Annotated in this window: 22 protein-coding genes; 5 read left to right on the top strand and 17 right to left on the bottom strand. The window is 44.9% G+C overall.

Annotated features, from left to right (window positions below; translation table 11 throughout):
- Positions 1-28 precede the first annotated feature (28 nt).
- From ACE3MQ_RS14345 to ACE3MQ_RS14335, 3 genes are all read right to left on the bottom strand, one after another.
- Positions 29-868: a carbohydrate ABC transporter permease gene (locus ACE3MQ_RS14345; RefSeq protein ID WP_379393709.1), complete on the bottom strand. Its 840-nt coding sequence runs from the start codon at positions 866-868 to the stop codon at positions 29-31.
- A gap of 14 nt (positions 869-882) precedes the next feature.
- On the bottom strand, positions 883-1,821 hold the full coding sequence (locus ACE3MQ_RS14340; protein ID WP_379393707.1) for a carbohydrate ABC transporter permease: 939 nt from the start codon (positions 1,819-1,821) through the stop codon (positions 883-885).
- A gap of 94 nt (positions 1,822-1,915) precedes the next feature.
- Positions 1,916-3,256, bottom strand: coding sequence for an ABC transporter substrate-binding protein (locus ACE3MQ_RS14335; protein WP_379393705.1), 1,341 nt, complete (start codon positions 3,254-3,256; stop codon positions 1,916-1,918).
- A 282-nt stretch (positions 3,257-3,538) separates the two neighbouring features.
- Between ACE3MQ_RS14335 and ACE3MQ_RS14330 the strand changes: the two genes are divergently transcribed.
- Both ACE3MQ_RS14330 and ACE3MQ_RS14325 read left to right on the top strand, forming a co-directional pair.
- Positions 3,539-5,317: a sensor histidine kinase gene (locus ACE3MQ_RS14330; RefSeq protein WP_379393703.1), complete on the top strand. Its 1,779-nt coding sequence runs from the start codon at positions 3,539-3,541 to the stop codon at positions 5,315-5,317.
- A 40-nt stretch (positions 5,318-5,357) separates the two neighbouring features.
- Positions 5,358-6,971, top strand: a complete 1,614-nt coding sequence (locus ACE3MQ_RS14325) for a response regulator (protein ID WP_379393701.1) — start codon at positions 5,358-5,360, stop codon at positions 6,969-6,971.
- Positions 6,972-7,057: 86 nt separating this feature from the next.
- Here the strand turns inward: ACE3MQ_RS14325 and ACE3MQ_RS14320 are convergent, their stop codons facing one another.
- The 9 genes from ACE3MQ_RS14320 to ACE3MQ_RS14280 form a co-directional block, all read right to left on the bottom strand.
- Positions 7,058-8,221 carry an ankyrin repeat domain-containing protein gene (locus ACE3MQ_RS14320; RefSeq protein ID WP_379393699.1) on the bottom strand — a complete coding sequence of 388 codons (1,164 nt, stop codon included), beginning with the start codon at positions 8,219-8,221 and terminating at the stop codon, positions 7,058-7,060.
- Positions 8,222-8,239: 18 nt separating this feature from the next.
- Positions 8,240-9,784: a xanthine permease gene (locus ACE3MQ_RS14315; RefSeq protein WP_379393697.1), complete on the bottom strand. Its 1,545-nt coding sequence runs from the start codon at positions 9,782-9,784 to the stop codon at positions 8,240-8,242.
- Between the two features lie 504 nt (positions 9,785-10,288).
- Positions 10,289-10,687 carry a GNAT family N-acetyltransferase gene (locus ACE3MQ_RS14310; RefSeq protein WP_379394078.1) on the bottom strand — a complete coding sequence of 133 codons (399 nt, stop codon included), beginning with the start codon at positions 10,685-10,687 and terminating at the stop codon, positions 10,289-10,291.
- A 75-nt stretch (positions 10,688-10,762) separates the two neighbouring features.
- The gene (locus tag ACE3MQ_RS14305) at positions 10,763-11,167 is read right to left on the bottom strand and encodes a GNAT family N-acetyltransferase (RefSeq protein ID WP_379393695.1); all 405 of its coding nucleotides are present in this window, start codon (positions 11,165-11,167) and stop codon (positions 10,763-10,765) included.
- 110 nt (positions 11,168-11,277) lie between these two features.
- Positions 11,278-11,787, bottom strand: a complete 510-nt coding sequence (locus tag ACE3MQ_RS14300; RefSeq protein ID WP_379393693.1) for a GNAT family N-acetyltransferase — start codon at positions 11,785-11,787, stop codon at positions 11,278-11,280.
- A gap of 525 nt (positions 11,788-12,312) precedes the next feature.
- On the bottom strand, positions 12,313-12,432 hold the full coding sequence (locus ACE3MQ_RS14295; RefSeq protein WP_379394076.1) for an S-layer homology domain-containing protein: 120 nt from the start codon (positions 12,430-12,432) through the stop codon (positions 12,313-12,315).
- A 13-nt stretch (positions 12,433-12,445) separates the two neighbouring features.
- Entirely contained in the window at positions 12,446-13,096 is a 651-nt protein-coding gene (locus ACE3MQ_RS14290) for an ABC-2 transporter permease (protein ID WP_379393691.1), read from the bottom strand.
- The gene (locus ACE3MQ_RS14285) at positions 13,093-13,959 is read right to left on the bottom strand and encodes an ABC transporter ATP-binding protein (protein ID WP_379393689.1); all 867 of its coding nucleotides are present in this window, start codon (positions 13,957-13,959) and stop codon (positions 13,093-13,095) included. Before ACE3MQ_RS14285 ends, ACE3MQ_RS14290 begins: the two co-directional genes overlap by 4 nt.
- A 2-nt stretch (positions 13,960-13,961) precedes the next feature.
- Positions 13,962-14,339, bottom strand: a complete 378-nt coding sequence (locus ACE3MQ_RS14280) for a GntR family transcriptional regulator (protein WP_110930270.1) — start codon at positions 14,337-14,339, stop codon at positions 13,962-13,964.
- 443 nt (positions 14,340-14,782) lie between these two features.
- On the opposite strand from ACE3MQ_RS14280, the gene ACE3MQ_RS14275 reads away from it, so the two are divergent.
- The 3 genes from ACE3MQ_RS14275 (at position 14,783) to ACE3MQ_RS14265 (ending at position 17,614) form a co-directional block, all read left to right on the top strand.
- Positions 14,783-15,523 carry a YqjF family protein gene (locus tag ACE3MQ_RS14275; RefSeq protein ID WP_379393687.1) on the top strand — a complete coding sequence of 247 codons (741 nt, stop codon included), beginning with the start codon at positions 14,783-14,785 and terminating at the stop codon, positions 15,521-15,523.
- Between the two features lie 388 nt (positions 15,524-15,911).
- Positions 15,912-16,361 carry a hypothetical protein gene (locus ACE3MQ_RS14270; RefSeq protein WP_379393685.1) on the top strand — a complete coding sequence of 150 codons (450 nt, stop codon included), beginning with the start codon at positions 15,912-15,914 and terminating at the stop codon, positions 16,359-16,361.
- A gap of 110 nt (positions 16,362-16,471) precedes the next feature.
- Positions 16,472-17,614: a glycosyl hydrolase family 8 gene (locus ACE3MQ_RS14265; protein ID WP_379393683.1), complete on the top strand. Its 1,143-nt coding sequence runs from the start codon at positions 16,472-16,474 to the stop codon at positions 17,612-17,614.
- Positions 17,615-17,998: 384 nt separating this feature from the next.
- On the opposite strand, the gene ACE3MQ_RS14260 is transcribed toward ACE3MQ_RS14265, so the two are convergent.
- From ACE3MQ_RS14260 to ACE3MQ_RS14240, 5 genes are all read right to left on the bottom strand, one after another.
- The gene (locus tag ACE3MQ_RS14260; RefSeq protein ID WP_379393681.1) at positions 17,999-18,538 is read right to left on the bottom strand and encodes an NUDIX hydrolase; all 540 of its coding nucleotides are present in this window, start codon (positions 18,536-18,538) and stop codon (positions 17,999-18,001) included.
- Between the two features lie 55 nt (positions 18,539-18,593).
- Complete coding sequence (locus ACE3MQ_RS14255) at positions 18,594-19,373, bottom strand: CPBP family intramembrane glutamic endopeptidase (protein WP_379393679.1); 780 nt, start codon at positions 19,371-19,373, stop codon at positions 18,594-18,596.
- 63 nt (positions 19,374-19,436) lie between these two features.
- Positions 19,437-20,144 (bottom strand): metallophosphoesterase family protein, encoded by a 708-nt coding sequence (locus tag ACE3MQ_RS14250; protein ID WP_379393677.1) that lies wholly within the window; start codon positions 20,142-20,144, stop codon positions 19,437-19,439.
- Between the two features lie 177 nt (positions 20,145-20,321).
- Positions 20,322-20,585: a helix-turn-helix domain-containing protein gene (locus tag ACE3MQ_RS14245; protein ID WP_379393675.1), complete on the bottom strand. Its 264-nt coding sequence runs from the start codon at positions 20,583-20,585 to the stop codon at positions 20,322-20,324.
- A gap of 15 nt (positions 20,586-20,600) precedes the next feature.
- A complete protein-coding gene (locus ACE3MQ_RS14240; RefSeq protein ID WP_379393673.1) occupies positions 20,601-21,593 on the bottom strand; it encodes a hypothetical protein in 993 nt (330 codons plus the stop codon).
- Between the last annotated feature and the right edge of the window lie 244 nt (positions 21,594-21,837).

Genomic DNA, 21,837 nt, shown 5'->3' with positions numbered 1-21,837 from the left:
GACTCATTGATTTCGCAACCACCTGAGGTCATCCTTTAATGCCGGAAGAGGCAACCCCTTGCACAAAATATTTCTGCAGCGCCAGAAATACAATCAGCACCGGAATAATGGATACGACACTCGCCGCCATAATCAGGCCGTACTCCGCCGAATATTGCGAGATGAACATTCGGAGACCAATCTGAATCGTTTTCAGCTCGGTTTTAGTCAGGTAGATCATCGGCCCCAGAAAATCATTCCACGTAGATACAAATGTAAAAATCGTCAGCGTCGACAGAGCCGGCTTCGATAATGGAAGCATAATCCGGGCCCAGATGCCGTACTCGCTAAGACCGTCGATCCGGGCAGCTTCACACAGCTCATCCGGAATGCTCTGATAGAACTGCCGCATCAGGAACACACCGAAAGCCGAAAACGCCTGAAGCAGGATAATCGCAAGGTGAGTGTTGTTCAGCCCCATCGAACGCATCATGATGAATTGCGGCACCATGTAAGCCTGCCAAGGGATCGCAATCGTGGCGATATAACCGAGAAACAGCGTATTTTTGCCGGTAAACTGCAGCTTCGAAAAGGCATAGGCTGCAAAGCTCGAGGTCAGAATCTGTAAAATTGTCACGATAATCGATAATTTCGCGGTATTGTAGATGAATGTTCCCAGCGGAATCCGTGTCCAAATTTCTTTGTAATTGCTCCAGCGGGGAAGCTCCGGGATCCACTGCATCGGAAAGGTGAACACGTCCTTGTTCAGCTTGAGCGAAGAGGACAGCATCCACAAATAAGGAACAAGCATGCACAGTACGACTATGATCAAAATGAGATATGCAAACACCTTTGCACCGATTTTAACTCCTTTATTTGCTCCTACCATATCTGTAGATCCTCCTATTGTCCATACTTCTTTTCACCCTGGAACTGAACCAGAGTGATGCCCAAAACGAGCAGGAATAATACAATCGCCATCGCGCTTGCATAACCGTAATCCAGTGAACGGAATGCCGTGTTGTAAATTTGATAGACAAGTACTCTTGTCGAGTCGTTCAGCTGGTTGTCGGCGCCGGCAAATAGGTTGATAAAGATATCGTAGACCTTAAACGAGTTAATGATCAGAATCATCAGTACAAAGAAGGTAGTAGGCGCAAGCTGCGGAATGGTCACATTCCGAAATCTTTGCCAGGCGTTCGCGCCATCAAGCTCGGCGGCTTCGTACAATTCAGGGTTAACCCCTTGAAGCCCGGCCAGATAAATGACCATATAGTAGCCCATATTCTTCCACACGGTGAACAGCACAACCGTAAACATCGCCCAGTCTTTATCCGCAGCCCAGCGTGGAAGCTCTTCCATCGGAATCCCGGTAATTAAATGGAGTATATTGTTGACAGGCCCCATCGTCGGGCTAAAAATAAAGTTCCAAACCGCAGCGACCGCAACAAGCGAAGCCACATACGGGAAAAAGAAGACCGTTCTCATAAAGTTCCGCCCGAACATTTTCTGATTCAGCAAAATGGCGAGCCCAAGCGCGCACACCATCGTCAGCGGCACAACACCAACGGTATAAATAACGGTATTCCATAAAGATTTATGAAAGGTGGGATCCTTCCAAAGACGAACAAAGTTGTTCATCCCAATGAACTCCATCGGGTTGGCCCCGTCCCATTTCACAAAAGCCAAGATAAAAGCAAACACCATGGGTACCAACGTAAAAATCGCAAAGCCGATAAAGTTGGGCGCAATAAAGCTGTAGGCCACCAGATGATCCTTGACCCTCTTTGTCCGGCCGCTCTTTTTTATTGTTTTATGGTTTATCACGGTTTCATTCTGCATAGCTTCTCCTCCAAACCTGCTCGCTAAAAAGGATTTGGCAAAGGGCGGGCTTTCCGCCCGCCCCTGTAGGCATCCTTGTATCTATCGCATGCGTCTAATTATTCAGAATCAGCTGCACCCGCGTGTTCATATCGGCCAAGCCCTTATCGATGGTTGCATTTTTGGTCATAATGCTGTCATGCGCTTCGTTCAGGATGACTTCGATGTCTGCACTCTTTTCGTGAAGCGGCATTTCCAGATAAGTTTTCGCTGTAGTCAGAGCTTCTTTGCTTGCTTCATCTGTCGGGAATCCTTCAACGGAAGCAATAGAGTTCACAACCTCGTCATTCTTGATCGCTGGAATGGTACCCGTAGCAGCGATAACGGCAGCACCCTCTTCACCGGTTACGAATTTCATGAAATCCAGCGCTGCTTCCTTGTTAGCAGATTTCTTGTTCACAGCCAGTGAAGTAATCGTTCCCAGCGTCGTACCTGCCTCTACGCCTTCTGGATGAGGGTATTTCACCATTCCCCAGTTCGTCGCCTGCGATTCGCCGCTTTTTACCTTCTCGATTTGCGTGGCAATGAACCAGCTGCCCATATTCATCATGGCAACGGAGTTATTGTAAAATACGCCGGAATAGTGCGTGCTGGATGTTTTTAGGGTCGCGTAATCCATGACAATACCGTCTTCCTGCTGCTTCAGGATGCGCTCGTAGGTCGGCTTCAGGAAGTCATATTCCCCATCAACCACGGTGTGCTGGCCATCCAGAATTCCAAACAGCTGCACCGCGCTGCGCCAGGTATGATAGTGAGCCCCGTATACTTTTTCGGAGCCGCTGCCGGATGTCATTTTTCTAGCCAGCTCATCGTACTGCTCCAGGGTCATATCATTGGTTGGATAAGGCACGCCGGCTTTATCGAATAAATCCTTGTTATAATAAATCAGCCAGAAGTCACTGCGGAAAGGAAGCGCATACACTTCATCGTTCATTTGGATCTGTTCGACTGTACCGCCATATAGAGATACGTCGATGCTTTGCTCGCTCATGTACTTTTTCAGCGGCTCCAGATGATTTTGCTTCACGAGGTTGGCGTAACCCGGGATATCCTTCACTGTAAGAATATCGAGATCCGCACCGCCGGAGAGCTGCGTGCTGAGCATGGTCATATAATCGGTCGAGCCCAGATCCACATACTCAATGGTTACGTTCGGGTGCTTTTCCTTATAAGCATCAATTAACGGCTGGTAGTACGCGGTGGCTTCCCAATCCCACAATGCCCACTTCAATGTGATTGGATCCGTTGAAGGCGTGTTGGAAGCGGTTCCAGTATTGTTCGAGGCTGGCGGTTCTGATGCAGTTGCGTTGCCTCCACTATTGCCGGAGCATCCGGCAAGCATGCTGAGAGAAAGTACAGCAGCCAGGGTGAACCCTAAGAATTTTTTTAGTCTCATGTTTTTGTCCCCTTTTCCTCCTGGTTTTGATGCCTGATTCGGTATTCCGAACCTCTACGTTTATCCTAGTGGATTCCAAAATGAAAGGGCATACATTTTTAAACCCAGTTCATTCACTTTTCTGTTCTCTTCTTTTAACCCAACTCTTAAAGCTGTAAAATTATCATAAAAACCTGTAAAATTCGTTGTTCCTGTCTAACCTGCTATATCTGCGGGCCAAGGTTCATGTTATGGTAATGTTACTAACCAGAGTGAAAGCGCTTTATAGGAGTGCTGAAAGAGGTGGTTTCTACGAAACGAAAGGCAACGATAAAAAGCCGGATCATCCTGATCATGACGGTATTTGCTCTGCTGATCGCGTCCCTGTTATCTTTTTTCAGCTATGAGCTGATTTCATATTTTCAGAGAAAAACAACCATTCAAGCAACGGAATTCAACCTGCAGCTCGTTTCTCACATTATTGAACAGGATCTCATGAATTTATCGGTTCTGGCGATGACCTGCAGCACCAATTCCTCCACCAATCGCATGCTGAATGAGTATTTCAAGTCGGATCAACCAAATCCGATGGAGGCGATCCATGTCTTCTCCTCCCTGCAGGAGGATTTCCGGATGAACCGTTCCAATGGCTATGTGCGCCGGCTTATCGTGACCGACAATAAGGATAAATTTTTTCAAGTAGATAACTCGGTCAGTACCTCCATCCCATTAAATATTCATAACATTAATAACCTTCCCGGTCTTTCCTCGGACTCCACGGAGGAGTGGGAACGGGTGATCCAGGATCCGCTATCCATCACCAAAACCATCCCCTTTGTGATGCCGATTTACGGGGATAATGCCAACCGGATCGGAACCGTGTATCTTCTGGCCAACACCTCCGTCATTACCGATAAGCTGAAGGGGTATGGTCTGCCAGCGGAATCCAAGCTGCTGCTGACGCTCGGGGAGCATAAATATGAAATCCAGGGCGACCAGATTCTCTCCCTCTCTACCGACTATAAGGTTACTCCTTATGAACAGGAGGCGGCCAGCGGCAGTGTGACGTCATTGTCATTGCTGGAGATGAAGGAAGGAGAGGAGTTCATCTCTGTCTCGTATCCGGTACGCAAAGGAGTGACGCTGTCACAGACGTTATCGGACAAGCAATTTGCTCCGCAATTTAATCTCTGGCTGCTGCTCATGCTCGGCGTCTGCCTGCTCGTTATTGCTTCCAGCGGAGTGATTACTATATATTTGACCAAAACCATCAGTCTTCCTGTAGAAAAGTTAAAAAAACGAATCGACAAAATTGCCCAAGGCAATTTCCTGATCGATCGCAATATGGAGTGGAACAGTGAGCTCGGTGATGTGGGACGCGGGATCAACCGCTTATCCCAGGACATCGTAGCCTTGATGGAGACCAGAGTGGCGGACGAGAAGCAGCGGCAGGAGCTGGAATACCGGATGCTGCAGAGTCAGATCAACCCGCATTTCCTATATAACACCCTGAATTCGATCAAATGGATGGCTACCATTCAGAATGCTACCGGCATCGCGGAAATGACCACCTCCCTCTCGCGCCTGCTGCGAAGCATCGCCAAGGATATGCGCAAGCTGGTGCCATTGCAGGAGGAATTAGGTTTATTAGAGGATTATTTTCTGATCCAGAAATACCGCTACGGCAGCAATATTACGATGGAGACCATCCTCCATGATGAACAGCTGCTGACGGGACTCATTCCGAGGTTTACCCTGCAGCCTCTGGTGGAAAACGCCATTTTTCACGGCATTGAGCCTAAGGGCAGTGGACATATCATGCTGAGCGTAGAACGCAGCGGGTTCAATGATATTCTGATTACCCTGGAGGATAACGGAGTCGGGATCGGGGAAGAGCAGGTGAGCGATATTTTGGCCCGTCGGGAACCAAGCTCAAAAGGGCTGCTTGAAGGCATGGGACTGCGCAATGTCAATGAACGGCTGCAGCTGACCTTCGGGGAGCAATACGGCTTGTCGATCGAAAGTGAAAAGGGTCAATATACGAAGATGCTCATTCTTCTGCCTTATCGCAAAACGGAATGATCCGCTTTTTTATTCGGAAATAGGTAAGGAAGTGATTGTATTGATCAAATTGCTGATTGCTGATGATGAAGCGCTGGTCTGTATCGGCCTGCAATCCATGCTGAAATGGGAGGAATACGGAATCGAAGTGGTGGGCGTCGCCCATAACGGAGCCCAGGAAGAGGAAATGATTGATGCCTATCGACCGGACATCGTCATTACCGATATCAAAATGCCGATCAAAACCGGCCTGCAGGTTGCTGAATCGGTTCGCCGCAAATACGGGCGTATTCCGCTCTTTATTATTTTGACAAGCTATGAGGAGTTCGAGTATGCACGCACGGCTATCGAGATGCAGGCCGTCGATTACCTCGTGAAGCTGGAGCTGACTCCCCAAGCGCTGGAGGCCTCGATCAAAAAGGCGATCAAGCTGCTGAAAGAACATCAAACGGTGGAAAGCTACCCGGAGCTTATCCATCGCACTAATTTGCATGAGCTGCGGGAGAAGTTTTTCGTCCGGCTGTTTAACAATCTTTTCGAGAACAAAAACCAATACCTGCTGCAAAAAGAAGATCTGGAGCTGGAATTGTCCGCTCCTGCTTATATGGTATGTACCTGCCGGATCATGGCCCCGGATACCGTTCCGCCAAGCGGCGACAAGCTGGTTACCCTATGTACCAGCACCGTGAAAATGGCCAGAGACAGGCTGACTTCCGTCAAATCCTGTTATGTGACCAGCCTTGATCTGCGCAATTTTGCAGTCATTCTGCCGGTCGAGGAGGTTCACCTGGAGCATTGGAAGCCTGACATGGAGAAGCTTCTGAAAGATATGGCCCAGGTTTTGCGCAATTATTTCAACGTCACGATTGTTGGCGGCATCGGTCATGCCGTAGAGGATCCTTATTTGATTCATGAGAGCTATCTTGCAGCACGCCGAGTTTTGCCCGCTGCACTGGAGCAGCAAGCCTTTGTGTTCTATTCCACCGATAAAAAGGACCCTCATCTGGAGCAGCCCATCTTTGACTACTCGGCATCCCGCTCCGAAATTCGGCGCGCCTTCGAAGAGATGGATACCGATGCGCTCTACAGCATTATTACCAACATGATTGAAATATTTGAAGGGCAGCCCGATTTACTTGTTGCGGCAACAGATGCGGCCTGCAATGTGCTGTATATGGCAACCTCCCTGCTGGCTGATGGAGAAAACTTAGTGGAGCAGATTTTTGAAAACGAACCTGAGGGCTACCGGGCAATCTACCAGAAGAGCTCCATGGATGGCATTGTTGCCTGGCTGATCCAGTTCCGGGACGGATGCTGCGATATGCTCTCCTCCAGGAGACAGAGCTACAAGGAGCAGGTCATCCGAAATGTCCAGGATTATATCAAACGCAATCTCGACAGCAAGCTGTCCTTGAACCAGGTCGCGGATATTTTCAACTTCAGCCCCAATTATTTAAGCCACCTGTTCTCCAGAACAGCCAAGGTGAATTTCGTGAAATACGTCACCGATACTAAAATCGCGGCAGCCAAGGACATGATGCTGCGCGGAGAAGGGCGAATTAATGAAATTTCCCATAAGCTCGGTTACGACAGTGCCTTCTATTTCAGCAAAGTATTCAAAAAGGTCGAGGGCATATCCCCTCGCGAATTCATGCAGCGGGTGGAGTCCAAGTAAATATAACCTGGGGCATACCCACGTAAAAAAACCGAGCGGCCTTTCGGGTTCAGCAACCGAATACCGCTCGGTTAGACATATTCGCCTTATACCTTGTCCAGCAGCTCTTGCGATTGGGCTTTATGCTTTTGATACAACGGATTAGTCGGATCGTGCTTAATGGCATTCTCGATCGCATCAATTGCTTCTTGATGTCTACCCAAGGATCGCAGGCTGTTTGCTTTATGAAAAGAGAAATCGTAGCGATGCGGCTGCTGCGTCAGCAGCTTGTCCATTTCTTCCACAGCGGCTTCATGTCTTCCCAATTCTCTTAAGTAATTGGATTTGTGGTATCTGTAAAAGGTTCTCTTTGGATCGAGCTCCACGGCTTTATCGTATTCGGCAAGCGCCTCTTCCGGCTTTCTCATCATTCGTAGCGTATTCGCGGTGTAGAAATAAAAGTCGAGATCGTTCGGATTCAGCGCAAGTGCTTTGCGATACTGTTCAAGCGCTTCGCCGTAACGCTTCAGCTCGCTTAAGAAGTACCCTTTGTAATAGATCAAATCGGCATTGTTGCTTTCCTTGCCGAGCGCCTCATCCATGATTCCGAGCGCTTCCTCATAGTTATCCGTTCTAATCAGCTCTTTTGCCTGTAGAATCGCATCGTGCTGCCCTCTGCTTTCGTTCTGCAAGATCTTGACTACTTCCGTCTGGCCCATCGCTTGCGCATGCTCCAGTGACGACTTTCCGTCCCGATCCTCTAGATGGGGATCGGCTCCCGCCGCGACCAGCAGTTCAATGATATCGGAGTACAAACGGCCGCCATTGCCCAGAATGACGGCTTCCAGCAAGGCCGACCAGCCCAGGTCGTTTATGTGATTCACCGCAATGCCGCTGTCCAGGCAAACCCGAACGGTTCTTAAATATCCCTTCTCACTGGAGGGCAGCAATGCGGTTCCTCCGAAACGGTTTACGCTCTTGATATCGGCCCCTGCTGCTATCGTTAGCTTCAAGATTTCATGAAAACCGTTAGCACCCGCACACAAATACGGGGTCAACTGGGTGACGTCTCTGGCGTTGACATCGCTTTTCGCTTCAATTAACCGCTTTGCGACGGGGATTTGGTTTTTTTGCACGGCCGCCATCAGCGCGGTTCGACCGCCCGCATCTTTATATTCCACGCTCGCCCCTTCTCTTAAAAGCTGTTCAACGGAGGGCAAGTCGCCTTGTTCGCTTGCATAAATAAGGTTTTGATTTAATTGTTGATCCATGTCGTACTCACTCCTTTTTTACTTCGCGTTGGCCGGTTCTTCGAGCTTCGAAGTATTGCGATCTGTAAAATATTTATATGCAAAGATCGCGGCAATCATAAGATAGGCCCATACGAACGGCATTACCCCCGGATTCGCGAATTCGACCATGGCCGAATGGATAATACCGAACAAGGACAGCAAGGAGGCCATGCATGCGGCAATCATGCCGCTGAGCGGTTTGTCCTGTATGGCGAATATGGTAAGCATGCCCCACAGCAAGCTGCTCAGAGGCGCGCCATTGCCAAGATGGAACAAACCGTTGTAATACACGCCCTTCGAAAGAAGCACATCGATGCCAACGCTCGCTGCATCGGTGCCTGCCGCGCTAAATATATTATTGGCCATCGTCAATGCCCAGTTGGCAATCCATGGGAACAAGGCAATAAAGACGACGGGAACCTCCATTTTCGGCGTTTCCCTTACAGCCTGATTGGCGGATACGATACCGACATAGACCAGGATCGGTACGATCGCGACGACCGGTATGACAGATAGCAGCAATGCTCCAAGTCCGAACAGGGCAATGACCAGCATCGAAACACCCGTGGCGATCGAATAACCGATACCTGCTCCCATAGACTTCCAGCCGGTATGTCCGATGTAAACCGTTACTGGATACGGATTTCCGCAGAATGCCCCGACACTGGAAGAGATTCCGTTAGCCAGCATGACACGGCGAGTTCTATAGGGATCCCCCGCGGCATGTGCGGCCTCGATATTCTCTAGATCAAACACATAGTTTGCCAGTCCAAGCGGTACCGCAGATGCAAGGTACGGCAGCGCATTCGGAATGCCTTGGATCAAGCTGGTCACATGCACTTCTGGCGGGTTAAAGCCTATCGTGCCCAGCGCAGCGGATACCGCTTCAGGGTTCTGCAAGCCGAAGATCCAAGCTAAGGCCGTACCCACGAGCAGCAGCAGGAATCCCGTTGGAATTCTTTTGAAGATCGGTGATTTACCGAACCAGTTAATGAAGATAATGATCAACACCACAAATGCGACAATCGGTGTTTCAAACGCCTGCAGCATCGGATTCATTGCAAGCAATAAGAGCCCCAAGCCGCCCAAGGTGGACAACAGGACGGTTCTTGGCACCAAGCGGCGGATGGTGTCACCGAGGAACGCTCCCACGATGAGAATAGCCGCTTCAAACAAACACCACACCAGCCCGATTTGAAATGCGAACTCGGCATTGTTCGTCGTTTTAAAGACAGGCAGGATAACCAGGAAGGTAACTGTGAAGATGGATGGCGCGCTGGGGCCCGATGGAAGGGCGGTCACGTCGCTTCTTCCCGTTTTCTTGGCAAGCTGGATTGCAAACCAGAAATAACATACACTGGCGATAAAGATGGATAGTCCGAACGCAGGAACGATTCTGCCATATACCATCTCTTTAGGAAATCCAACCACAAACAGCAGCAGCGAGCTCATGGTCAAAAGGTTAGTCAAGTTGTTGGCCAGCAGGCCGAAGTATGCAGCCCAGTCGCCTTTCCGCCAAAGATCCGTTTTTACTTTATCCACTTTTCGTTCACCTCTAAGCATGTAATTTGGTATCTGCATTTAGAGGATTGTACCCCTAAACCCTTGCGGCTCAGGGGTACAATCTTATTTCTCATTTCACAATGCACTTCCATTGGCGGCTGAGTAATCCCCATTCAAAGTAAAGAAACGCTGTAGAACGCTCATGCAGTGTCCTCTATACTTTGTCTTCAACGCTATTATTTGGTCGGATAGCTCACTTTATTCCTCCACTTTGTCCGAACCTATCCAAATCCCAATTACCTAAGCCACCATTTTCTCCAGAACAACCAAGGTTAAGAGGCCCATACGCCATTGTATGGGCCTCTTTTGATCTTAGAGGGGTAAACTTGCACCTTCCGTACACGAATTAGTATTACAAATGATTACAAAATGGCCTTGCTTAATTACTTGTTACTTCGATACTTGTTACCTTGGCACCACAATGAAAAATTAATCGAAAAAAATCTTTCCACTTCAATTCATACTATATCTGCCCAATAACTATTATTTCGCTCTTGCAATTACAAACGCTCTATCGTTATGAGCAAATCCTACCTTTGGATAATAGTTCACTGCTCCTGGGGCAGAGAGTAAAACTAACGAAGACTCTTCTCCGATTTTTTCCCTAACCATGTTAATTAATTTTTGGCCTATACCACGTTTCTGGTAATCCAAATCAACAGCTAAATCCGAAAGGTAACAACAATACGAATAATCCGTTAATGCCCGAGCAATTCCTATCATCTTTTCATCCTGCCAGGCTGTAATTACAATGTCTGAATTCTGGAGCATTCGCTCTAATCTGTCCAAATCTTGATACGGTCTCTTAATCCCTGATGTCATAAATACTCTTGAAATATCCTCCGGTTTGATGTCTTTACTGTCCTTGTAAGTAATCTCCATCATATACACTCCTTTTATTTGGATCGCTTGTGATCTCATGTCAGTACCCTCTTTGCAGGAATGATCAGACCCCTTTCATAGATTTTTTACTAAAATTACTTCTAGAGGTTGAGTGTCTAATAGTAGACATCCAGCATCACGATATCCCATCTTCCTGTAAAAATGCTGCGCTTCTTCATTCGATTGTGTTGACGTCATGACTAGAGTAAATCCTCTTTGACGCATTATTTCTTCCCAATAGAGTACCATTTTCTTACCGATCCCTTGCCCTCTATATGCTTCTTCAATAAATAACATGTTCATAAAAGGAATGCTGTCCCAGAAATAACCGTATCTCATCCAACCTATTTCTTGGTCTGTATCTTTGAGTATGAAAATCTCCTTTTCTTTAATCTTCGTTCTTACAAGTGCCTCAGGAATATGTTTGTCCCTTTCAACAATGTACTTATAATCTTTCTCGGTTGCCAATTCTATCTCCATAGTAACTCCTCCGACATACTCTGCTTCGTAGATTTTGGTACGAATAACCGGGGCTGCTGCCATACGGAATAAGTACGATGTTCCCGATTTCGAAGCATTGCATTCAAATGTTAGTCTGATAATTTCTTTGTAAAATAAAGAACAACATCATCATCTATGACTACTGTATCCCCAGAGCTAATATAGCGTTGTCCATTATGTATCCCTTTCCCGTCCGGGATATAACCGCGTTTTACATATAGCGCCTGAGCAATACCATAATCAGCAAAAAGGCCCACTCCAATTCCAGCAACCGGAGATCGCTCCTTGATCATCTCCTCAGCCCTATCCATTAATTTTGATCCTATCCCCAGTCCACGATATTTTATAAGAATGTTAAAATCATTTATTTCAGGAACGTTATGTTCCCTGAACGCTTGGTAATATGAGTTCCACAGTACATTCACATAACCAGCAAATGTACCGTCAATTTCAGCTATTAATGTCACTCGTTCTCCATTTCTTTGTTCTATAATATATCCTTCAAATTGATCTTTGGGCTTAACCCAGCCTTGTTCTAAAAAAGCATTTGAAATAATGGCTGGATCATTTTCATTTATTTCTCGAATTAATAGGTTCATTTCACTCTTCCTCGCTAGATTAGTTTTCTTTTGTTGGTCTTTCACATATCCATTTCGTTCATATAAAAACCTTGCTTCCTATATTCTTCAAGTACATATAAGTCGTTTAATATGAGAGATCTCTCCAAAGAAATTAAGAAAAGACAGGGTATAATTGCGTAAACCCACTGATCATATTCTTGCTCGTATCTTTTATTACAAAAATAATCGATTCTCGATGCTCGAATCGTTCAAATAAAAATTCATGTGCTTTTTCCACAGATACACTCCCAAAGGAAATTTCTTATACATACTTAATCCACGATCTTCAAGAGATTCTTTAGATCGGTATGATTTGAGTGTAATGTCCTTGCTTTTACGAAACGACCCAGCCTTAGATCGTTCTTAATCTTAGGCTGGGTCGTTTGTTGTCTGAGTTTTCTGTTTTCTAACATGATTATACAACTGATCAACAAGGGACGATAGAGATTTTTTAATGATAGCTGCACTTCTCCGTCGCATCGGGCCAAAAGAGAAATAGACCGTCTAAAGGACGGCCCTCATGATCGTATCGTTCGGAGTAAACAAATTACTGTGCCGCCCGCTTACGATTCCCAATTGCTTTATAGCAGCTACTACGCTTTTGCTTAGGACGGAAGCGGTCAGAACACCTTATTCTTTAAAATTCCTGACGTCTAAATATGCCATAACTGACTTTATACATCAGCAGAGCCCATAACAGAACCACTACTGGGGAAATACTTATGACAATCAAAACCATAGTATCATCTAAAACAATCCCCGCCATCAACAGCAGGTAATATATCCCAAGGAAGATTAGTACGGGGATTACAAAAGCAACAAGAGACAGAGCACGTGCTTTTTCCGCACCATATTTAAAAAGCAGTGGAATGATCAAACATCCGAAGAAGCAAGATATAACTAATCCTATGCCAGCTGCAACCAGCAAGCTCATCCAATCGTTCATGCTCGTAAGATCAATTTTTTTAAATATCGCTCCGCCTGCTACACCTAAAATCGTTCCCGAAACAACGCCGATGATTGAAAAAATTAATAATACGATAAATTTGCTCCGTACAATGTCTTTCCTAGTCAGTGGCATGATCATCGCATATTTCGTCCATTTTGCATGGTCATCAAATGCGAATGTCGTAATCACCATCATTCCACATAAAATGCCGGAAGTAATAATATAACTGATAGGTCCGTTTTGCGGAACCAATATAAAAACAAACACAACGAGCATGAACACCATTGACCATATGTTATGTCCGATGTTATATAAATCTTTCCATATCAAGCTTTTCATCCCACTCGCTCCCCCTTCACATAGAGCAACAGAATATCATCTATGGAAGCATCATCAACGATTGCATTTTTGTATGTCCGACGAGCCTTTTCCTTGTCTGCCACTAAAACATCCCATTGAAAATCACGCTTCCGGAAGGCCAAAATATCGTTCTTGTTAATGGCATCAAACATGGCTGCGCCGCAACGGATAACACCATAGTTGTAAATAAGCTCATCTTTTTGCTTACTAAAGACGATTTTGCCTTGGTGAATAAAAGTGATGTAGTCTGCTACCTTTTCCAGGTCAGTTGTAATATGCGAGGACATAAGGATAGAATGATGTTCATCTTGAACAAAATCCAGAAAAACATCTAATATATCGTCTCGCATCACCGGGTCAAGCCCACTAGTGGCTTCATCCAAAATCAAGATTTTGGGATGATGGGATAGAGCAACTGCAATACCAAGCTTCATTTTCATCCCCTTGGAAAAGGTTTTTATTTTTTTGTCCAGCGGCAATTGAAATTTACTTAAGTAGCTGTTGAATACTGCAGAATCCCATTGTTGGTAAGCATGCGCTGAAATTTTGCCGACTTTTGCTGGCGTGAGTGTTTCATAAAAATGAATGCCATCGAAAACTACGCCTATATCTTCTTTAAGCTGCTTTGGATCCGCAGATAACTCTTTTCCCCAAAAGGTCACTGTTCCGGCATTCTTTTGAATCAAATCCAAAATGGCGTTGATCGTGGTGCTTTTGCCAGCTCCATTCTCACCGATTAAGCCTACGATACTACCCTTCGGCACGCAAAAGGATACGTTGTCTAATGTGAAGTTGGGATATGTTTTTGTCACACCCCTTAATTCTAAAGCATGGGTATGCATGCTCAATCTTCCTCCTGATAGAACAGTTTTAATAATTCGACAAGCTTCTCAACCGAAATACCGCTTGATCTTCCTATTTCTGCAGCCTCACGTAAATGCTCCTCGGCTCTACGTTGCTGTTCTTCCTGAATAAAATCTCTGTTTTGAGCAGATACGAAGCTGCCGCGTCCAACGGTCGTTTCAATAAATCCATCCCGCTGCAAGTCTTCATAAGCCTTTTGAACCGTAATCACACTTACATGGAGTGATTTTGCTAATGAACGCATGGAAGGAATAAGATCCCCTGTCTGTAATTCACCGCTCATGATTTTGGCCTTTATTTGGGAAGTGATTTGTTCGTAAATGGGTTTACTTGTATTACTACTAATGATAATTTCCACAAATGCCCTCCCTAGTGTTTAATAGTGTACTTGTTGTATAAGTACATTATTAAACACTTATAAATATCTGTCAATCAGTAGCTTAAATATCTATCTCAGGCTAAGGCGCTTGCTCTCCAGTTGCAGGGCCTATTGTAAGTTTGGTATTTTGGACGAAATATTGATTGCACAGCCGATAGCAAGATTTGTAATGAAAAAAATCCACGGAAGACAAGCGTGGAAAGCAGAAAGTCTAAATGCTTAAACCAAACTGACAATCAATTCGAATAGTTATTAAAGTAAAAAAATCAAGATAACAGCTAAATAGCGGTTAGTCTTGATTTTTTTATACTTAGAATGATCCGAGTGGAGTTGGCAGTTTTTTTTGCCGGGAGTATCCGTATGTTATGATGGTAACGATTTACATAAAAGATCGGCGATATCTAAAGAGAGGTTGATTCCTGATGTCAGAGAAGGTTAACAAAAAAACCTGGGCAGCCAGCCATCGTCCTTGGCCTCTCCCAAAGCTGCCCTGGGTCATGAAGCAAACCTGGAACAATGCGCTGTTCATCCATTACCCAATCCAGATCGATGCTTTGCAGAAGCTAGTGCCTGAAGTGCTCACCCTCGACTCTTACGATGGCTGGGGATGGATCGGTATTGTTCCTTTTCATATGGAGGGAGTTCGTTTTCGGGGTATGCCGGTATCCTCCACCTTTCCCGAACTCAATGTTCGAACCTATGTAACGATTAACGGTAAACCAGGCGTCTATTTTTTTAGCCTGGATGCAACGAATTTGCCCATGGTTGCTTTTGCGCAGAAATTTTGTTACCTGCCTTATTCTCACGCCAACATAGATATACAGCGGAACGGGGATTCAATAACCTTTAAAAGCCGCCGGAAGAAAGACACTGCAATCCGCCTCGATTGCAGCTACTGCCCCACTTCCAAGCCCTTCCTGGCTGCGAGGGGCTCCTTCGATGAGTGGTTGACCGAAAGGTATTGCTTCTACACGACCAATGCCAAGGGGCGTGTTCTGCGCTGCGACATTCTACATCGGCCTTGGCCTCTGCAGCGAGCGGAAGCTGAAATTCGTGAGAACACTGTTCTTTTAGCCCAAAACATAGTTGTAGAGCAAGTACCTCCAGTGCTGCACTATTCACAAGGCGTTGTAGTGCGGATCTGGCCGATGCTTCTAGCATAAAGATGACATTGGATATTCAATTAACCAATATTAGTTTGGTCTTTATTTTTCCTTCTCCATTAGGAATTTAAGACTCTGATTTAGATCATCTAATGACTTCTGAATATTATCCATCCTTCTTAGTCCTGCATATTGGTTTCCAATAATTCCTGCTATTCCGATGACAAGAACAATCATAAAAAGTAATGTCATTTTTTATTTCCTTTCAGGTTTTGGTTATTTTTATAACATGTTTTTCTAATTCATCTGTTTAATTCCTTCATCTCTATTTCTATTCATTTCATTATCCCTAAGCCTTTAACAACCCATTACTGCTGAGTTGTAATCTTTCCATCATTATACATCCAGTTGTCAAACAGGCGATAACTATCTCTCGGAGGTGCATGTTTTGAATAAAAATAGCCTGAAGGAACGCGCTCTATTGCTTCTTGTTCTAACCGCAATAATTCTTATATTGGTTGCTATCCTTATATTTGCCGTTTATTCTTTAAAAAGTCTGGATTTTATGGATATTCGGATTTCTTCCACGTCTTCGGTATTTGCCTTTACCGTACTTTTGATGCTGGGGACAGGTGCGTTAAGCGTAATTGGCTCCATTTTAGACAGTTTACGAAGGCATCTATTTAAAGATAGCTTTAAGTTTGGAGGCATGGTGATTCAGGAAGTTTTGCTGATCATTCTTTTTGGAGGAATGATTTATTGGATCGACCAGTGGGTGAGCGGTGTAGAGATTGGAAATATTCAAACAGAATTTCTGTTGGTTCTTTTTTTGTATGGACTCATTACTCTTCTTGGGAAATTAGGCAATCAAATAAAGAAACGGGACGAGGAACAATAATTATCCGTCTTGTAAAGAGAAATACTAATATTTTTGGGGAAAGCGCTTTAATTTACTCACCTTCTGTTGTGCTATGATATAGCAAACTCATATAAATGGAGGTTGTTTATATGTCTGCGAGCCAACTCGGTGCTTTTTATACCAAAGAATATAGGAACCTGTTCAAGGAGCTCGGCTATACCGAAGCAGACATCGAAGCCAAGCTGGAACAGGCCTGGATCGATCTGTTCTATGGGGAGCCAGATGTGCGGATCTACCATCCGTTGGGCGGCGATAAAGGCTACATTCTCGATACTGGCAACCTGGACGTGCGGACGGAAGGCATGTCTTACGGGATGATGATGGCCGTGCAAATGAACAAGAAAGAAGAGTTTGACCGGCTGTGGAACTTCTCAAAGACGTTTATGCAGCATAAGGAAGGCCGTTACGCCAACTACTTCGCCTGGCATTGCAAGCCTGACGGCACTCGCATCTCCCAGGGTCCCGCGCCAGACGGGGAGGAGTTTTTCGCAATGGCCTTATTTTTTGCAGCAAGCCGTTGGGGAGACGGGCCTGAACCCTATAACTATTCCGAGCAGGCACGTACAATTTTGAGGGCATGCTTGCATCAGGGGGAGAACGGCGAAGGCGATCCGATGTGGGATCCGGAAACGAAGCTGATCAAGTTCATACCGGAATCTGCGTTTAGCGATCCGTCATATCACCTCCCTCATTTTTACGACTTGTTCGCCCTGCTGGCCGACGAGCGGGACGCAGCGTTTTGGCGGGAGGCTGCCAAGGCCAGCCGCGCTTACCTGCATACGGCATGCCACCCGAAAACCGGCCTTGCTCCGGAATACGCAAATTTCGACGGAACCCCGGCAGAGCCGCAGCGGCATGGCGACTTCCGTCATTTCTTCAGCGATTCTTACCGGGTGGCCGCCAATATCGGCCTGGATTGGATATGGTTCCGCAAGGATCCGTGGCAAGTCGAGCAGTCTAATCGGATTCAGGCGTTTTTCCGGAACATCGAGGTATCCGACTACCGCCGATATACCATTGACGGGAAACCCTTCGACGAGCCGGCGCTGCATCCGATCGGACTTCTGGCAACCAACGCAATGGCTTCCCTCGCTGCCGACGACCCGGACGCAGAGCATTTCGTCCGCCTGTTCTGGAACACGCCGCTTCGCACCGGTGATCGCCGCTATTACGACAACTGCCTGTACTTCTTCAGCCTGCTGGCGTTGAGCGGGAACTATCGGATTTATTGATTGCTTGCGGTTGATGGCAATGCGCGCGCGCAAAGCATAAAAGGGCAGGATAACTTCGCGTTATCCTGCCCTAAGTCATATTCGGCACGTTCATTATAGCGCTTCTTACCTGCATGAAAAAGAAGTAGGCCGGCCTGCCATCATAATTAGCCATTACAGTTAGTTCCAGTCTAGTAATGCAGGTTGTTTTTCTCCAATGTTCAACAAATAGCTTGTGGCCAATTCCTTGTCCGCTAAACTTCTCCAATATACCAACTACGATATGCGCCATCATAGAGCTTAAGCAGCTTCGTAATCAAATCTTCACACTACTCATCCTGATCCCATTCATTTCATCGTGATAACACTCGTTTTCGGCAGGAAAGACAAGCCAGGTTAACAGGCTCAAAAATCAGCTTTTATCCTATAAGCAAGCTTATACAGATCAGCGATGTCGAATCGATCGATGGCTTCAAATCTTTTGACCGCCTCGTCGATACTAACCGCTTCTACTGCAACAACCTTCTCGCCACCGATTGGATTTAGGGGCTCCGAAACTATTCTTACTTCTCCCAAGCCAACCAATCTAATAAAGTTAGGATGAGGTATGTGAGGCCGATATGGCTCCCCTGCACTCGAAAAACAATCAAAATACCCAAATACTTCAAAATTACTTAATTCCGCACCTAATTCCTCAAGCACTTCCCTTCCTAAACATTCCAAATAATTCTCCCCCGGTTCCAAGGTTCCACCAGGCAACTCCCACCGACTATCATCTAATTGTATTACAACACACTTTGACCCAACAAACGGGATAATACTTACATTACTCACCAAAGCTTCATTGTATACCTTGCCTAATTTGAATTGGCTTGATATATTTCCCCATCTTATAGGCTCTTTCAATGTAGGCAGATTTTCCAAATAGTCAGCTATATCATTCATAAAAATGCAGGCACCTTTCAATTCTATTTAAGCTGCAGCATAAATCACGCAGATGCTAACTTCGAGTAGCAATCAAGTGATGTTTGTAGCTCCTCATATCTAACGGATACCATAATACATGAAAAAGGATATGGACAATAAATGCAGAAAGAATGCCATATTGCCAGAAAAGATATCCGCAGAACAAAGAGACCCATAGGTTTCCGAGCAATGCTGTAGCAACAAACCATACGGATGGCTTGCAGCCTTCCTGGATATTGGCTGGTAGATGAAGCCAACCAAATAATAAGCCCGTGATCACAATACTCAACCAGAAAACCAAAACTGGGGATGAGATTATGAACGACAACCCCCATGCAACCAGGCTTAATAAACCCCATCTAAACAATACTTCTTCAACAATTCCCCCAGAAGTTATTCTTGTCCATAACCCTAATCGATTTCTCAGTATTTCAGAGATCCGCACCGTTTCAGCATCTAATTTGGGTCTTATTATGACATAATAGCTGAACATCCAGACCAAAGAACAAATTATTCCCCCAACGAGCCCCCAAGTCACTTGCTCTAACAAGGACTGCATATTGAACTCGTTATTGATAATTCCTTCTATAAATGAATCACCAAGTCCAACTTTCGGGCCCAAATATGCCCCAGAAGCAGAGGCTAAGGCAACTATAATCAAGGTTTGTAATGTAACAAGCATGAATAAAGTTCGTTTGGATACGGACTCATTTTCAGGTTTTTCAGATAATAATTTGCTCGAGTGAACACTCATTAGAATGATACCAGGAATACTGACAACTACCATGATTAAAGAAAGCCAAAAATGGATCAACTTGTTCCCCCGCTCCCCTTATTTATTATTGGTTGTGGAAATGCCACCTCATCGTTAATCACTTTAACGCCTCTTTATTTGTTCTGTTGTATAGAGTCCATCACAAAAAATTAAGCCATTTAATTGCATGCCATATGCACATCCTCCATCAATCCCTATCTTGTCCTCACTGAACCATATGTCGGATGTTCCATGGATATCAATTGTCCTTGTATGTCCAAAAATGATTTTTTGGTTTAGATCAAAACTAGATTGAATGAATTCATCTCGAATATACATGAAGTCCGTTTCCGGTTGCTTCTTCCAATCGATATAATTGGGATTCAAACCGGCATGAACATAAATGTGATCCTTGTCTTCATGATACAAAGGCAATTTATCTAAAAAATCAATGTGGTGACCGAAATGAGTCTTAATCGTTTCTATTGCTAGGGTGAGTATCTCATCAGTGATTTCATTATAAATATCACAGTAGCTTTGAAGGGTTTGAATTCCCCCATATTTTAAAAACTTTGATCTAACCAAAGTGCTATCGCTATTGATCAAATCAACTAACCGTTGATCATGGTTACCTCGTAAAGCAATTGCATTATTCCTCTTTACGAGTTCGATAACTTTATCTACTACATCTTTACTATTAGGCCCTCTATCTACATAATCGCCAAGCAGGATTAATTGATCACTTACAGAATTGTATTCGATCAGCTGCAGCATCTGATTAAACTCATCAATGCATCCATGAATATCGCTAATCATAATTGTTCGCTTCATAGAACCTCCTAATTATGCCTATGTATTTTGTTCCTGGGAATGTCACCTATCGTTCTTGCATTCACGAAAATGACCCAGCCTAGATAACTCTTATCTTAGGCTAGGTCATTTGCTGATTAAGCTTCTTCCATGATTATACATCCAACAAACAAAGTGGGATAGCCCCCAATAAAGTGCTCATTTATCCATGTTGAGAGCTTCTTTAATTTGCGGGACAGATAAACCGTCTGATCTCAGTTTTTTAATTAAATGAATGCGCGCGACGGTTTCCTCTCTTTTATATCGGCGTGTCAGATTCTCTTCCGCCTGTGTAAAAGGCAGCATCCCCTCTTCTGTGTAAAATTTTAGTGTACTATAGCGAGAATCCGTAAGCCGCACTAATTCACCTATAGTTACAAACTCAGATGCCAATATGGTCTCCATGGAACGCTGTCTCGACATGATTACCGGACTCCTTTAAATTTGGGGCTTCGGGATTAGACGCACACCATGGATTGGCACTCTCCCGTAAGTGGCATGCGGAATCGCTTCATACACAATATTATCTACTTTAATTGTCGGAATCTGCCCCTCCTGTAACACTGCAACCGTATGGCCCTTAGACTCTAACCGCGCCCTTACATCATGCAGCCTTTTAGTTGGGTTAGAAAACATTGCCTCCAGGTCAATGAAAATAGCCTGTGAGCGTTCAAGGATGGGAAAAAGAAAATTCAAACCGCTGCCTACTTGTGTCTTTACTACCCCTTTTTTTATACGGAAAAATTGTTTTATTGCTAATTCGATGCCGCGTTGGATTCGGATTGGATACACGGCTCTAGCCAGTGGAGCACTTTGATATAATTCATACATTCGGGCAGCTACCTTTTCCAGCTCATTCCGCGAGAAAAAATCATGCATGCATCCACTTTCACGAAGAAGCCAAATCATACAAATTGTCTCATCTGTTACCGTACCATCCTCTAGAATCTCTGCTCGAATATTCTCTGAAATCCTGGAATATTCCTGAATATCGCTGCGATATTCTTTGATATTAACGCCTGCAGAATCAAAATACAGGTCGCACCCCAAAATATGAGGTATTTCCTCAAGTAAGCTCAATTCCTTTAGAGAATCTGATATTGCGCGTTCAAACTTTTTTAATTTTGTTGCGGAAAGCCTGGAGGCCTTTTTCAGCCACGAATTCAAATCACCCGATCCCCTAGCATTATGGTGAACGAAGGATTTCAAAATGAATTCCTGATAGGGCATTGTATGAGATTGCTCAAGTACATCTTTTTTCAGAACTAATTTATTCTTAGTTTGTGTAAAAGCGTTGTCTAAGTAAACCTCTAGAATTACCGCTGCAGCTATGCAACGGAGAGCCACCTTCTTTGCAGTAGTCATCTCAAGACTTCTCTGCGCATTTAGCGCTATCATTGAGAAGCTTTGGGCTAATTTTAGATCTGTCATAGTAATCCTCTCCTAATCATCATTTTTTCTTCGCTGATGTTTACTTTGTATGAGGAATTATCGGTTACTACTTATCACTTACTACTTACTACTTATCACTTACTACTTAGTATATATTCTTTTTGCTTTGCTTTGTCAAGCGTTTAGCACAAATCCACGCCTTATCGCTTTCAACCAAAACAGTCCGTTGAATTAACGCAAACATCTCCGGTCAACTGCACACAAAAAAGAGCGAGTTCTGCGC

This window comes from Paenibacillus lentus (assembly GCF_042714055.1).
Lineage (GTDB): Bacteria > Bacillota > Bacilli > Paenibacillales > Paenibacillaceae > Fontibacillus > Fontibacillus lentus_A.
Note: the sequence above shows the minus strand (reverse complement) of the source record. Positions and strands in the feature narration are given on the sequence as shown.

Bases quoted from the DNA above. Each gene is read 5' to 3' on its own strand.
- ACE3MQ_RS14320 (WP_379393699.1), bottom strand. From the start codon at position 8,221: ATGGATCAACAATTAAATCAAAACCTTATTTATGCAAGCGAACAAGGC.
- ACE3MQ_RS14245 (WP_379393675.1), bottom strand. From the start codon at position 20,585: ATGTCGAGACAGCGTTCCATGGAGACCATATTGGCATCTGAGTTTGTA.
- ACE3MQ_RS14290 (WP_379393691.1), bottom strand. From the start codon at position 13,096: ATGAAAAGCTTGATATGGAAAGATTTATATAACATCGGACATAACATA.
- ACE3MQ_RS14340 (WP_379393707.1), bottom strand. From the start codon at position 1,821: ATGCAGAATGAAACCGTGATAAACCATAAAACAATAAAAAAGAGCGGC.
- ACE3MQ_RS14275 (WP_379393687.1), top strand. From the start codon at position 14,783: ATGTCAGAGAAGGTTAACAAAAAAACCTGGGCAGCCAGCCATCGTCCT.
- ACE3MQ_RS14285 (WP_379393689.1), bottom strand. From the start codon at position 13,959: ATGCATACCCATGCTTTAGAATTAAGGGGTGTGACAAAAACATATCCC.
- ACE3MQ_RS14260 (WP_379393681.1), bottom strand. From the start codon at position 18,538: ATGAATGATATAGCTGACTATTTGGAAAATCTGCCTACATTGAAAGAG.
- ACE3MQ_RS14265 (WP_379393683.1), top strand. From the start codon at position 16,472: ATGTCTGCGAGCCAACTCGGTGCTTTTTATACCAAAGAATATAGGAAC.
- ACE3MQ_RS14310 (WP_379394078.1), bottom strand. From the start codon at position 10,687: ATGGAGATTACTTACAAGGACAGTAAAGACATCAAACCGGAGGATATT.
- ACE3MQ_RS14300 (WP_379393693.1), bottom strand. From the start codon at position 11,787: ATGAACCTATTAATTCGAGAAATAAATGAAAATGATCCAGCCATTATT.
- ACE3MQ_RS14250 (WP_379393677.1), bottom strand. From the start codon at position 20,144: ATGAAGCGAACAATTATGATTAGCGATATTCATGGATGCATTGATGAG.
- ACE3MQ_RS14305 (WP_379393695.1), bottom strand. From the start codon at position 11,167: ATGGAGATAGAATTGGCAACCGAGAAAGATTATAAGTACATTGTTGAA.
- ACE3MQ_RS14345 (WP_379393709.1), bottom strand. From the start codon at position 868: ATGGTAGGAGCAAATAAAGGAGTTAAAATCGGTGCAAAGGTGTTTGCA.
- ACE3MQ_RS14335 (WP_379393705.1), bottom strand. From the start codon at position 3,256: ATGAGACTAAAAAAATTCTTAGGGTTCACCCTGGCTGCTGTACTTTCT.
- ACE3MQ_RS14240 (WP_379393673.1), bottom strand. From the start codon at position 21,593: ATGACAGATCTAAAATTAGCCCAAAGCTTCTCAATGATAGCGCTAAAT.